Source organism: Enterobacter sp. N18-03635, assembly GCF_004006055.1.
Classification (GTDB): domain Bacteria; phylum Pseudomonadota; class Gammaproteobacteria; order Enterobacterales; family Enterobacteriaceae; genus Enterobacter; species Enterobacter vonholyi.
This window is the reverse complement of sequence record NZ_CP034769.1, coordinates 2,185,305-2,197,722: the sequence shown is the minus strand read 5'-3', so window position 1 is coordinate 2,197,722 and position 12,418 is coordinate 2,185,305. Positions and strand designations below refer to the sequence as shown.

General features: G+C 56.4%; 11 protein-coding genes. 3 read left to right on the top strand and 8 right to left on the bottom strand.

What is annotated here, in order from left to right:
• Positions 1-24: 24 nt before the first annotated feature.
• Both ELK40_RS11195 and ELK40_RS11190 read right to left on the bottom strand, forming a co-directional pair.
• Positions 25-699, bottom strand: coding sequence for a DUF3313 domain-containing protein (locus tag ELK40_RS11195; protein WP_127730832.1), 675 nt, complete (start codon positions 697-699; stop codon positions 25-27).
• 135 nt (positions 700-834) lie between these two features.
• Positions 835-2,430 carry an ABC transporter substrate-binding protein gene (locus ELK40_RS11190; protein ID WP_127732779.1) on the bottom strand — a complete coding sequence of 532 codons (1,596 nt, stop codon included), beginning with the start codon at positions 2,428-2,430 and terminating at the stop codon, positions 835-837.
• A 111-nt stretch (positions 2,431-2,541) separates the two neighbouring features.
• On the opposite strand from ELK40_RS11190, the gene pepT reads away from it, so the two are divergent.
• Positions 2,542-3,771 carry a peptidase T gene (pepT, locus tag ELK40_RS11185; RefSeq protein WP_127730830.1) on the top strand — a complete coding sequence of 410 codons (1,230 nt, stop codon included), beginning with the start codon at positions 2,542-2,544 and terminating at the stop codon, positions 3,769-3,771.
• Here pepT and tehB read toward each other — a convergent pair.
• Entirely contained in the window at positions 3,768-4,361 is a 594-nt protein-coding gene (tehB, locus tag ELK40_RS11180) for a tellurite resistance methyltransferase TehB (RefSeq protein ID WP_127730828.1), read from the bottom strand. The two genes, pepT and tehB, sit on opposite strands and share 4 nt — an antisense overlap.
• 133 nt (positions 4,362-4,494) lie before the next feature.
• Between tehB and ydcK the strand changes: the two genes are divergently transcribed.
• Entirely contained in the window at positions 4,495-5,475 is a 981-nt protein-coding gene (ydcK, locus tag ELK40_RS11175; protein ID WP_127730826.1) for a YdcK family protein, read from the top strand.
• Here the strand turns inward: ydcK and rimL are convergent.
• The 4 genes from rimL to ELK40_RS11155 all read right to left on the bottom strand — a co-directional run bounded on the left by rimL (position 5,470) and on the right by ELK40_RS11155 (position 9,927).
• Positions 5,470-6,018: a 50S ribosomal protein L7/L12-serine acetyltransferase gene (gene rimL / locus ELK40_RS11170; protein WP_127730824.1), complete on the bottom strand. Its 549-nt coding sequence runs from the start codon at positions 6,016-6,018 to the stop codon at positions 5,470-5,472. The two genes, ydcK and rimL, sit on opposite strands and share 6 nt — an antisense overlap.
• A 45-nt stretch (positions 6,019-6,063) precedes the next feature.
• Positions 6,064-7,719 carry a glucan biosynthesis protein gene (locus tag ELK40_RS11165; protein ID WP_127730822.1) on the bottom strand — a complete coding sequence of 552 codons (1,656 nt, stop codon included), beginning with the start codon at positions 7,717-7,719 and terminating at the stop codon, positions 6,064-6,066.
• Between the two features lie 242 nt (positions 7,720-7,961).
• The gene (locus ELK40_RS11160) at positions 7,962-8,735 is read right to left on the bottom strand and encodes a transporter substrate-binding domain-containing protein (protein ID WP_127730820.1); all 774 of its coding nucleotides are present in this window, start codon (positions 8,733-8,735) and stop codon (positions 7,962-7,964) included.
• A gap of 22 nt (positions 8,736-8,757) precedes the next feature.
• Positions 8,758-9,927 carry a pyridoxal phosphate-dependent aminotransferase gene (locus ELK40_RS11155; protein WP_127730818.1) on the bottom strand — a complete coding sequence of 390 codons (1,170 nt, stop codon included), beginning with the start codon at positions 9,925-9,927 and terminating at the stop codon, positions 8,758-8,760.
• 114 nt (positions 9,928-10,041) lie between these two features.
• Between ELK40_RS11155 and ELK40_RS11150 the strand changes: the two genes are divergently transcribed.
• Complete coding sequence (locus ELK40_RS11150; RefSeq protein WP_127730816.1) at positions 10,042-10,884, top strand: LysR family transcriptional regulator; 843 nt, start codon at positions 10,042-10,044, stop codon at positions 10,882-10,884.
• On the opposite strand, the gene ELK40_RS11145 is transcribed toward ELK40_RS11150, so the two are convergent.
• Entirely contained in the window at positions 10,871-12,376 is a 1,506-nt protein-coding gene (locus ELK40_RS11145) for a carboxylesterase/lipase family protein (protein WP_127730814.1), read from the bottom strand. The two genes, ELK40_RS11150 and ELK40_RS11145, sit on opposite strands and share 14 nt — an antisense overlap.
• Positions 12,377-12,418: the final 42 nt, after the last annotated feature.

Here is a 12,418-nt window from a genome sequence, read left to right as displayed (position 1 = left end):
CTGCATTACGCAGGCCGTTTTATTTTATTTCGCGGTCTTTTTCACATCAAACATGGTGGCGTCCGTCGCCATGTCATCAACAACCTGCTTCAGGGTAGCAAAGGTCATCGGCGTACTTTCGTTGTTCAGATCTTTACCTTCGCCTTTGCGCACCACCTTCATGACCGGTTTGTTGGTAGCCGCATCGATCAGTTCGCCTTCAAAGAAGAGATGCGTATCCATAGTGCGATGTCCGGTTGCCATCTGCGTACCTGCTACCACCAGCGCAACAGGCACCACCTCATAGAACTGCAGACCTTCTTTCTGCGAACTCACCCCGGTAATTGCACCGCGGAAAATCAGGCTGTGTTTACCCGGCGTGGTCACAATCGGCTTACGCGTGCCAATCGCCGTTTTCATTTTTGTATTGGTGTAGTTCAACAGCTCATCAAGCGTTTTTTGCCCAATTTGCGTGGTTGGTTTTGGCGTTGGATAATACGTAATCGGTGTCCAGAGAATACTGTCGTAATTAGCTTCGTTATAGGAAGGATCAACCCAACGCAGCGTTGGTTTACCCGTCGCAGACGTTTTCTGCTGCAAGCCTGAATAGTCTTTTAAAAAGCCAGAATATTGTTCGGGAGCTGCGACTTTCGAAGAACAGCCCGCTAACGCCAACAGACCAGTAAGCACTGCAACTTTAAAAAAAGTTTGAGTACGCATGATAGTTTTCCATGTTATCTGCAAGTATGCATTTGAAGTTATAGCAAAAGACCGGCGGGTTTGTTGTGACAAAAAATGATGCGGAGAGCACAAATTGCGAAAAGACTGCCCGGAGGCGTGCCGGGCAGTGAAAAATTACTGATTTATATCCAGTTGCCAGAACAGATGTTTGCCAAACGGGTCAATTTCATAGCCCGTCACCTCCTTGCGCACCGGTTCGAAAATGGTTGAATGCGCAATCATTACCGCGGGCATCTGGTCATGCATCATCTGCTGCGCCTCTTTATATAGCGCCACGCGCTTATCGCGATCGGTCGTTGATTTTGCTTCCGCAATAATTTTATCAAAGGGCTTATAGCACCATTTCGCCGAATTTGACCCACCGTTTGCCGAGGTGCAGGTAAATAGCGGGCCGAAGAAGTTGTCCGGATCGCCCGTTGCCGTCGTCCAGCCCATCAGCGCGGCCTGATGCTCTCCGCCCTTCACGCGTTTCAAATACTCGCCCCATTCGTAGGTAACGATTTTGGTCTGCACGCCTATTTTCGCCCAGTCCGCCTGAATCATCTCCGCCATGCGTTTCGCATTCGGGTTATAGGGACGCTGCACCGGCATCGCCCATAAATCGATGCTGACGCCGCTGGCAAAACCGGCCTCTTTCAGCAGCGCTTTGGCTTTTTCAGGGTCGTAGTCGTAATCCTTAAGCTCGCTGTCTGCGCTCCATACGCCCGGCGGCAGCAGGTTCTTCGCAGCGGTGCCGGTACCGTGGAACACCGCATCAATAATGGCTGGTTTATTGATGGCCATCGCCAGCGCCTGACGGACATTCACGTTATCCAGCGGCGGCTTCTGCGTGTTGAACGCCAGGAAGCCGGTATTCAGCCCCGCCTTACTCATCAGATTAATGTCTTTGTTGGCCTTCATGCGCGGCAGATCGGCCGGGTTTGGGAAGGGCATGACCTGACATTCGTTCTTCTCAATTTTGGCAAAACGCACGGAGGCATCCGGGGTGATGCTAAACACCAGCCTGTCCAGCTTCGATTTCCCCTGCCAGTAGTCGGCAAACGCCGTGAAAAGGATCCGGGAATCTTTCTGATACTGCGCCAGCTTAAACGGCCCGGTGCCGATGGGCTCCATATCCACCTTCTCCGGCGTGCCCGCTTTTAGCATCGCGTCAGCATATTCCGCTGAAAGGATTGAGGCAAAATACCAGGCCAGATCGGCGACAAACGGCGCTTCCGGGTGCGCCAGGGTAAAGCGCACGGTGTGCTCATCGACTTTATCAATGGCGGTTATCAGGCTGCCGAACTCCAGGCTTTCGAAGTTGGAGTAGCTGCCATTAGAGACATTGTGGTAGGGATGATTCACGTCTTTCTGCCGCATAAACGAGAAGATCACGTCGTCGGCGTTAAAGTCGCGGGTTGGCGTGAAGGATTTATTGCTCTGGAACTTAACGCCCTTACGCAGAAAGAAGGTGTAGACCTTGCCGTCGTCGCTCACCTCCCAGCGCTCCGCAAGGCTTGGCACCAGCTCCGTGGTGCCAGGCTTGAAATCGACCAGACGGTTATAGACCGGCACGGCGCTGGCGTCCACGCTGGTTCCCGAGGTGTATAGCTGAGGGTTAAAGTTTTCCGGCGATCCTTCAGAGCAATACACCAGCGTTTTCGCAGCAACGGTGGAACTGACCGTGAGTGCAGCGAACGCCAGCGCTATAGTTGTGAGTTTGCTTGTCATCATTTATTCCTGTCTTTTTAATTCGACGGCTAATTAATTCTTTTGCCATTTCATAAATAACATTAAAGTGATGTGGCAAACACCTGAAAAATAAATAAGGAATAAATCACTATGGGCTCGCCGCTTTCCAGACAATTAACGCATCGTTTTTTCCGCTATCTGGCTATCACCAGCCAGAGCGATCCCAAAGTCAAAACCCTTCCCTCAACGCCGGGCCAGCATGACATGGCGCGCGAGCTGGCGCAGGAGCTGGCACAGCTGGGGTTAGACGACATTGTGATTGATGAATTCGCCACGGTGACGGCGGTAAAAAAAGGCAACGTGCCCGGTGCGCCGCGCATCGGCTTTATTACCCATATTGATACCGTCGACGTGGGACTTTCACCGGATATTCATCCACAAATATTAACGTTTACCGGTGAAGATCTCTGTCTGAATAAAGAGAAAGACATCTGGCTGCGGGTTAACGAGCACCCTGAAATTCTGGCTTATCCGAATGAGGAGATTATTTTCAGCGACGGAACCAGCGTATTGGGCGCGGATAATAAATCGGCGGTCACGGTGGTCATGACGGTGCTGGAAAACCTCACGGCGGAGCATCGGCATGGGGATATCGTCGTGGCGTTTGTGCCTGACGAAGAGATCGGCCTGAACGGTGCCAAGGCGCTTGATCTTAAGCGCTTCGATGTCGACTTTGCCTGGACCATCGACTGCTGCGAGCTGGGTGAAATTGTTTACGAGAATTTTAATGCGGCCGCCGCGGAGATCCGCTTTACCGGCGTGACGGCGCACCCGATGTCCGCCAAAGGCGTGCTGGTGAATCCCCTGCTGATGGCGACTGATTACATCAGCCATTTTGACCGCCAGCAAACGCCGGAGTGTACCGAGGGACGTGAAGGCTATATCTGGTTTAACGGCATTCAGGCCGGACAGAACGAGGCCGTTCTTAAGGCCAATATCCGCGACTTTGACAAGGAGAGCTTTGCCGCGCGCAAGCAGCAGATTGCCGACGTGGCCGCACTGATTGCCGCCCAATATCCGACGGCCAGAGTGGACTATCGCATTGAAGATACTTACAGCAATATCAGCAATGCGATTGGTGAAGACCGGCGCGCTATCGATCTGATGTTCGAGGCGATGGAATCGCTCGGCATCACGCCGAAACCGACGCCGATGCGCGGCGGCACCGACGGCGCGGCGCTCTCGGCAAAAGGGCTACTCACGCCGAACTTCTTCACCGGGGCGCATAACTTCCACTCGAAGTTTGAATTCCTGCCGCTGTCGTCGTTCGAAGCGTCTTACAATACGGCCCTGCAGATCTGCCTGCTGGCCGCCCGTTAAGCGGGCTTGCGCGCCAGCATCGTGGCAAAGCGCAGCCTGATGCGGTTACCGTTTTCATCGGTGCGGTGCAGTTCGCCAACGTCTTCGTTGTATTTGAGCAACTCCCAGCCTTCATAGTAGTTGCTCAGCTCACCGCTCCTGAACGCAAACGGGAAGCCGACGGTGCACGGGTAATCCACCGTGTCCATCGCGGCAACAATCAGGTTGTAGCCGCCAGGCCTGGTGCAGCGCTGCATATTAGCGATAAGACCCGGGATGGTTTTTGCCTCCAGGAACATCAGCACCACGGTGGAGAGAATAAAATCGTACTCGCCGTCAAAACTCAGGTTGTTGAGATCTTTAATCGCCGCGTGGAGGTTATCGATCCCTTCTTCCGCCTTAATGCGCTCGATATTATCGATGCTCATCGGGTTCTTGTCCCACGCGGTGACATCGTGGCCGTTAGCTGCAAGATAGAGGCTGTTACGGCCGTTGCCGCAGCCCAGATCCAGCGTTTTACCGGGCTTCACAATCTCCGCGCTGTACAGCACTTCTGAATGGGTACGGGTTAAGCCATATTTCTCTGTGAAGTAATTCTCATCGACAGTCATTGTTTTCCTACGTTCTCATAAAGTGAAAGTGCATCCTGGATGCTATTTTAAGGCGTTTACCGTCTGGTTGCCAGCCGCTCGAAAATCGAAAAATTTGCTACGTTTAGTTAAGACGCTTATCAGAGAAATAAAGATGAACAAATATCGCCTCAGCGACGAGACCCGACTCTGGCAATGGAAAAATGGCGAAACCACCCACGCCACCACGCTGCGGCAGATTATCGCCACGGCGGACTTTAACGACGTGACAGTCGGCACGAGAGGCGGCTGGATTGACGATGAGCGCGCCCTCGCGCAGGACGGCGACTGCTGGATCTACGATGAAAACAGCGTGGTGTTTGCGGGGGCAGTCGTCTCCGGCAACGCGCGTCTTACCCTGCCGTGCATCATTAGCCATGACGCGCACATCGGCGACAGCTGCTGGCTGGACGGCGCGGAGGTCAGCCACGGGGCGCGAATAAGTGACAACGTCACCATTCAGCAATCCTGCGTGCGGGGCGAGTGTCATATCTACGGCGAAGCGCGCGTGCTGCATCACAGCGTGGTCATTGCTGCCAAAGGGCTGACGCCGGACCATGAGCAGATCCTACAAATCTACGACAAGGCGACGGTGAGCCAGTCGAGGATTGTGCACCAGGCGCAAATCTACGGCGAGGCGATGGTTAATTTTGCTTTTGTTGAACACCGGGCCGAAGTCTTCGACAACGCGATCCTGGAGGGAAACGAACTGAACAACGTCTGGGTGTGCGACTGCGCTAAAGTCTATGGTAACGCCCGCGTGATAGCCGGCTTTGACGACGATGCCATCCCGACGGTGCGCTACAGCTCGCAGATTGCGGAGAATGCCGTGGTCGAAGGCAACTGCGTCATCAAGCATCACGTCCTGATTGGCGGGCAGGCCTGGCTGCGCGGCGGGCCGATCATGCTGGATGATAAAGTGGTGATTCAGGGGCGCGCGCGCATCAGCGGGGATGTGCTGATCGAACATCGGGTTGAAATCACCGACGATGCGGTTATTGAAGCATTTGCCGGCGAGAGCATTCACCTGCGCGGCGAAAAAGTGATTAACGGCGACCAGCGCATCACCCGCACGCCGCTGCTGGGTGCGTTATAGGGTATAAATTCTGCCGTAGATATTCACGTCGTCAAAGCGGCCGTTCAGGTATTCCGCTTCCCGCAGGCACCCTTCCAGCGAAAAACCGTTGCGCACGGCAACGTTGTTGCTGTGCTGATTCGCCACCCGACACTTGATCACAAAACGACGGATCTCACCGCGCTCTGCGTAGTAGCGCATAAACGCCTGCAGCGACCGGGAGAGAATACCTTGCCCCTGGTGGGCTTCATCCAGCCAGTAGCCGATGTACCCGGCCTTGTTGGTCGGTTCAATGGTGTTGAACGACAGGACGCCAACCAGCGCATCATCCTTGAAGATCAAAAACATTTTGGCGTAGCCGCGCTGGTGCAGCATCTGGTTACTCTGCACGTTGCGGCGGGTATCCTCTTCGCTACCTACGTGCTGCGCCCAGTCAAAGGCGGTTTGCAGAAAGATTCTGTTTTTGACGACGAGGTTGTGCAGATCGGCGGTATAGCGCTCTTCGACGGCGCGAAGCTCGAGAGCGTCAGATACCGGGATAATTTCGGATTTTACTGCGGTCATTGCCCCTCACCCTAACCCTCTCCCGGAGGGAGAGGGAATCGATCGTTAACGCATTACCCTGTCGTCAACGTAGTTACGTTTATCCGGCGCCGGTGGGAAATACTGGTACAGCCAGGTTTCACTGATGGCGTCGCCCTGGCAGCGCAGGAACAGACGCATATCCACCGGCTCCGTCGAATCCGACGTCGGGTACCAGTCAAAGAGAATGCGATAGCCGTCAAACGGCTCCACGTAGAGGATCTCCACCTGCTTCGCTTCACCGCTTGAGAGCGTAATCACCGGCTCGATGCCTTTTGGCGCAGCGGCCTTCAGATCGCCGCCGACAAAATCTATCGCAAAGCGACGGGCCCATACTTTCGGGTAGTTTTCGCCCGGCGCCCAGCCTTCCGGGAAGCCGCCCATGCCGGTGCGGGTGGCGTAGACGTTGGCCAGCGGGGAGCGCACAGGCGGCATCGCGCTCCAGTAGAGGCGATACTTGAAGTCCAGCTCGTCGCCCGCTTTGACGGCTTTTTCCGGCTGCCAGAAGCAAACCACGTTATCCAGCGTTTCACCGGTGGTCGGGATCTCCATCAGGCCAACCGCGCCTTTACCCCAGTCGTTACGCGGTTCCACCCACAGGCTTGGACGCTTGTTGTACCACCCCATCACGTCCTGATAGTGCGAGAAATCGCGATCGAGCTGCAGCAGACCGAACCCTTTCGGGTTTTTGTCCATATAGGCATTGAACTGCAGCTTCTGCGGGTTGTTCAGCGGACGACAGATCCACTCCCCGTTGCCGCGCCACATCGCCAGGCGGTCGGAGTCATGAATTTGCGGGTGAATGGTGTCACACATGCGGCGTTCATTATTACCGCAGCTGAACATGCTGGTCATCGGCGCAATGCCGAGCTGCTTGATGTCCTTACGCGCGTAGAGGTGGTTTTCCACCTCCATGATCACCTGGCTCTTCTCGCAGTGGATCACGAATTTATAGGCACCCGTGATGCTCGGGCTGTCGAGCAGCGTATAAACGGTAAAGGTCGTGTCGCCTGGCTTGACGGTTTCAAACCAGAAGGAGGTAAAGTCCGGGAACTCTTCCGGCGTGTCGGTAAAGGTGTCTACCGCCAGACCGCGGGCGGAAAGGCCGTACTGGTAGGTGTCATCCACCGCGCGGAAGTAGCTCGCGCCCAGGAAGGAGACGATATCGCGACGCGCCAGCTCCGGCGCCTTAAAGGCGCGGAAGCCCGCAAAGCCGAGATCGCTTTGCCCTTCCAGCTGTTTGGTATCCACGCCCGTTTCACCGTAGCTGAACAGCTCAGGACGGAAGTGGATCTCGCGCGCCATAGAGGTCGACTGGTCCAGCGAGAACATCCGCACGCGACGGCGGAACCCCATTCCCATATGGAAGAACTGCACGTCCAGCTGACGCCCTTCAATGTTGTTCCACAGAGACTGCTTTTCATCGTAGCGGATGGCGTTGTACGCCTGCGGCGTCATGGTCGCCAGCGTCTCCGGCAGCGGGCGCGGCGCGCCACCCCACGGGGTTTTTGCCAGGTCATGCGCCATGGATTGCAGTACGGAGAAGTCAAAACGACGGCTCTGGCCGTCAGCAATGTCAGAGTCGGCGGCGTATGCCGCTTTGGAAAACAGGGAGGCAAGGCCGGATGTGCCGCTCAGGGCTGCCACTGCCAGCGAGCCTTTTAGAAAACGTCTGCGATTCATGCCTGGAAAAACGTCCTTATGGTCGTGTGAATGTGTTCCGCGCTCGGCGAAATGACGGCAAGAAAGAACGCACAGCCTAAACAAAAATGGTTAAGAATCCAATTGTTGGCCGGTGATTATATGAACAAAGTGAGAAATATTTTCTGTCGACCAGAACGGCCCGAAAGTGGTGTAAAGAAAGCCTGGAAAATGTGTAGAAAAATGCCCCGGCGCGACATCGTTCGCCGGGGCTAATGAGGTGGTTATTTTACGCTGACATCGATACCCGGGAAGTACTTATCAGCGAGTTTGGCGATCGTGCCGTCGGCACGTACTTTATCAATTGCGGCGTCAAGCTGCTTTTTGGTGGCCTCGTCACCTTTACGCAACCCAAAGCCGATCCCACTGCCGAGGATAGCGTCGTCAGACACCGGCTTGCCGATGAAGCCAAACCCTTTCCCCTGCGGCTTGCTGAGGAAACCTGCCTGCCCGGCCGCGGACATGACCAGCGAGGCGTCGATACGACCATTCAGCAGATCGCCCCAGGCCATATTCTGATCTTTATAAGACACCACGGTGACACCCTGCTTTTCCCAGTGCTCTTTGGCATAGGTTTCCTGAATGGAGCCCTGCAGCACGCCGATGGTTTTCCCCTTCAGCCCTTCAGGCGTCGCCTCGACCGCCGTACCGGCCTTGCCGACCAGCTGCGACGGAATACGGTAGATCGGCTGGGTAAAATCAATGCTCTTGCGGCGCTGCTCGGTGATATTCATCGCCGAGTTGATGGCGTCGAATTTCTTCGCCACCAGCCCCGGAATCAGCGCATCAAACGAGGTTTCCACCCAGCTGCACTTCAGCGCTGCCGCTTTGCAGATGGCGTTCCCCAGCTCAACGTCAAACCCTTCCAGTTCGCCTGCCGCATTGCGGCTTTCAAACGGCGGATACTCTGCTTCCAGACCGTAACGCAGCTCGGACGCTGCGAAGGAGGAAAAGGTACACAGCAATGCCATGCCGACAACTAACGCGCGTAATTTCATCTCATACTCCTCAGAGCCTATCTCAGCGTGGTTTAACCCGACACAGGGCTTGAGCTCCTGCCCGTAACGTCGCCTCATCTTTCGCAAAAGAGAGACGAATCAATTTATTATCCGTACCGTCCGCATAAAACGCCGACAGCGGAATAGTGGCAACACCGTACTCAACGATCAGCCGTTTCACCAGCTCGCTGTCGCGCTCGTCGCTGAACTGGCTGTAGTCCGCCAGCATGAAGAACGAGCCGGCGCTTGGCAGCAGCGTAAACGGAGAATCGGCCAGCAGACTGTGCAGCAGATCGCGCTTGCGCTGGTAAAACGCCGACAGCGACAGCCAGGTTTGCGGGTCGACCATATGTTCAGCAAACGCGTGCTGCATTGGCGTATCGGCAGAGAACATTAAAAATTGATGGACTTTACAAATCTCGTCCATCAGCACCGCCGGTGCAACACAGTAACCCACGCGCCAGCCGGTGACGTGATAGGTTTTTCCGAAAGAAGAAATAATCACGCTACGCTCCGCCAGCTGCGGGTGCGTGGCCATCCCGTGGTGCGGCTCACCGTCAAACACCACGTGTTCGTACACTTCGTCAGACAAAATAATGATGTCAGTATTGCGGGTCAGCGCCGCCAGCTGCTGCAGATCGTCGGCGGAGAAGACCTGACCGCTCGGGTTGTGCGGCGTATTGATGATAATCATGCGCGTGCGCGGGGAGATGGCAGCCCGGACCTCATCCCAGTTGACGGCAAAATCCGGCACGGTCAGCTTGATGGCAATTGGGGTTGCACCCTGCAGACGGACAATCGGCGCGTAGCTGTCAAAAGAGGGCTCAAAGTAAATCACCTCATCACCCGGGTGCACCAGCCCGCTAATCGCCGAATAGAGACCTTCGCTGGCGCTGGCGGTCACCAGGACCTCGCCGGCCGGGTCATAGCGCGTGCCGTAAAGCGTGGCAATTTTATCGGCAATGCGCTCTTTAAGCTGCTGCAGGCCGGTCATCGCCGCATACTGGTTATGCCCCGACTCCATTGCGCGGGTGACGCCCGCAATCAGCTTCGGGTCGCAGGAAAAATTCGGTGCGCCCTGAGAAAGGTTAATCGCGTTATGCTGCGCCGAGAGCTGGCCGATAACGGTAAAAATGGTGGTGCCCACATCGGGCAGTTTGGAGCGCGTCTGCACTGGCGTTCGTAAAGTCATCCTCTTTCCCTTCTCATGGACATTGCATAACTATTCAAACAACATCTCTGTTGTCGGGACAATCGAATTGTTGTCATAATAGCCATGAGTAAAATGCATAGCTGAGGGTTTTCCATGTCGCGCCGTTCGCTCCCGCTCAATGCCATCGACGCATTTTTAGTCACCGCGCGTCACCTGAATCTAACCCATGCTGCCTCAGAACTTTGCCTGACGCAGGGGGCCGTGAGCCGCAAGATCGCGTCCCTCGAAGCGTGGTTTGGCTTTCCGCTTTTTGAACGCCATGCGCGCGGCCTGCGCCTCTCTTCGCAGGGCAGCGCCCTGCTTCCGGAGCTGCAGTCTGCTTTTGAACAATTGCTGACCGTGGCCGACCAGGCCCGCAGCCAGCAGACCGTGATCCGGCTCAAGGCACCCACCTGCGCCATGCGCTGGCTGGTGCCGCGCCTGCTGGAGGTGGAGCGTGAGCAGCCGGATCTGCAGATCGCCCTGACCACCACTACCGATCACAACGTCAATTTCAAAACCGAATCTTACGACGCGGCCATCGTGTTCGGGACGCACATGAGCGCAGGCGACCTGCTGTTCGAAGAGGCGCTCACCCCGGTGATAAGCCCGGTGCGGGCGGGCGCAACGCTGGGATCGCTGACGTTCCTGCACCCGACAAGAGATAAGACAGACTGGTCGCTGTGGCTGACGAAACAGGAAGGGCCGGGCTTTGCTATGCACAAAAATCAACACTTCGACACGATGGATCTCGCCATCACGGCCGCCATTCAGGGGCTGGGCGTTGCCATTGCCGACGAAACGCTGGTGGCCGAAGATGTTCGCGCGGGAAGGCTGATGCGGCCTTATGAAACCAGCATAAAAACCGGCGCGAGCTACCGGCTGGTGCTGCGCGAAACGCCAGGCGAGGAAAATGGGCTGGCGGCGTTTCGCGCCTGTTTGCTTAATCGAGGCTGACGTGGTGCTTCATCACCCGTTTGAAGAGGCTCATCCGGGCGCGCATAAAGCGGTTTTCAAGCCTGAAACCTGCATGTTTATTCACGCCAATGCGTAACAAAACGTCCCGCCCTTTTCGGCATGCGGGCCAGTGCGTCGGCCCTGGCAGGATCTCGCGAGGACCAGCGTCACGCGCAAAGCTCACCCAGTAATCGGCCACGTGGGCAGCAAACTGCAGATCCCGTTCGTTGACGTACTGACGTGAAGGCTCCACCTGACCTAACGTATCAAAGACATAGGGAACCTCGTTGCCGTGCCAGGCACCGTTGATATAGGTGGCATGTTCCGCCTCCGCGACATAGTCAAACCAGTAGCGCCAGCACAATCCGCCGACGCGCTGCTGAGCCTGCATCACGACGTAGCCCATCGTGGTGAACGCCATGTCGCGGCACACCTGCCTGCCCAGCTCTTCATCGCCTTTGACGCCCGGATAGAGCAGCTTAATCAGCCCCAGTCCGAAGCGCCGCTCCCGGCGGAGCTTCTGGATTTGCCCGGCGAGATCGATGCCAAACACCGCCATCACGCTGGCCTCATCGCTGTTCGACCCAATCATTACCGGTACGGGATGCTGGCGGGCCGCGAAAAAGACGTCCAGCATCGCTTCGGGCAGAACGCAGTCCCCGACGATGGGCGCCGGTGCGACGTTCAGCGGCGCGGTTAACGGCCAGAACGCGTCCGGCGGAATGGCGCGCAGCTGCTCAGCAGTCGCCTTCTCCAGGCCAAAATGGGCGGCCAGCGCCTCCCCTTTTTGCAGCGCCTGTTCGCGCGGCGTGTCCGGCAAGGTGTACCCGCTTTGCACAATCGCCTTGTGGAACAAGCCAGCCGCCAGGGGCGATGCCAGCAAAGAAAGCACGCTGCGCGCACCGGCGGATTCGCCAAACAGGGTCACGTTAGCGGGGTCGCCACCAAATGCGGTGATATTGTCCCTAACCCATTCGAGCGCGGCGATCTGATCCAGCAGTGCAAAATTATGCACCACGCGATCTTCCTCGCCTTCCAGCGCGGGATGGGCGAAAAAGCCGAGATGGCCGAGACGGTAGTTGATCGTCACGACAACAACGCCGCGCGTAGCCAGCGCTTTGCCGCTATAGGGCGGTAACCCCCCCGCGCCAATGGTAAATCCACCACCGTGCAGCCAGACCATAACCGGAAGCGCCCCGGCGCGCTCTTTGGGGGACCAGACGTTCAGATAAAGACAGTCTTCTGAGAACTGGCCGGGATCGCCCCCGCCCAGCTCCTGACAATATTCGCTGCTTTGCCAGCTTGAGGCCGAAAAGGCGGTGGCCTCGCGAACGCCATCCCACGGCTCAGGATGCCGCGGAGAGCGCCAGCGCCACTCGCCCACGGGTGGTGCAGCATAAGGAATACCGCACCAGACGTGGACATTTTCATCGGTTAAACCAGAGAGTGCGCCCTGGCGCGTTTCAACCACAGGGGCGGAAGGATTTTGCATAACGACCTTATTTTTTCCATCACACCCCAGCAGAGTAACGAT

Excerpts from the sequence above, each read along its gene's own strand:
- ELK40_RS11195 (WP_127730832.1), bottom strand. The coding sequence starts at position 699 with ATGCGTACTCAAACTTTTTTTAAAGTTGCAGTGCTTACTGGTCTGTTG.
- ELK40_RS11190 (WP_127732779.1), bottom strand. The coding sequence starts at position 2,430 with ATGACAAGCAAACTCACAACTATAGCGCTGGCGTTCGCTGCACTCACG.
- pepT (WP_127730830.1), top strand. The coding sequence starts at position 2,542 with ATGGGCTCGCCGCTTTCCAGACAATTAACGCATCGTTTTTTCCGCTAT.
- tehB (WP_127730828.1), bottom strand. The coding sequence starts at position 4,361 with ATGACTGTCGATGAGAATTACTTCACAGAGAAATATGGCTTAACCCGT.
- ydcK (WP_127730826.1), top strand. The coding sequence starts at position 4,495 with ATGAACAAATATCGCCTCAGCGACGAGACCCGACTCTGGCAATGGAAA.
- rimL (WP_127730824.1), bottom strand. The coding sequence starts at position 6,018 with ATGACCGCAGTAAAATCCGAAATTATCCCGGTATCTGACGCTCTCGAG.
- ELK40_RS11165 (WP_127730822.1), bottom strand. The coding sequence starts at position 7,719 with ATGAATCGCAGACGTTTTCTAAAAGGCTCGCTGGCAGTGGCAGCCCTG.
- ELK40_RS11160 (WP_127730820.1), bottom strand. The coding sequence starts at position 8,735 with ATGAAATTACGCGCGTTAGTTGTCGGCATGGCATTGCTGTGTACCTTT.
- ELK40_RS11155 (WP_127730818.1), bottom strand. The coding sequence starts at position 9,927 with ATGACTTTACGAACGCCAGTGCAGACGCGCTCCAAACTGCCCGATGTG.
- ELK40_RS11150 (WP_127730816.1), top strand. The coding sequence starts at position 10,042 with ATGTCGCGCCGTTCGCTCCCGCTCAATGCCATCGACGCATTTTTAGTC.
- ELK40_RS11145 (WP_127730814.1), bottom strand. The coding sequence starts at position 12,376 with ATGCAAAATCCTTCCGCCCCTGTGGTTGAAACGCGCCAGGGCGCACTC.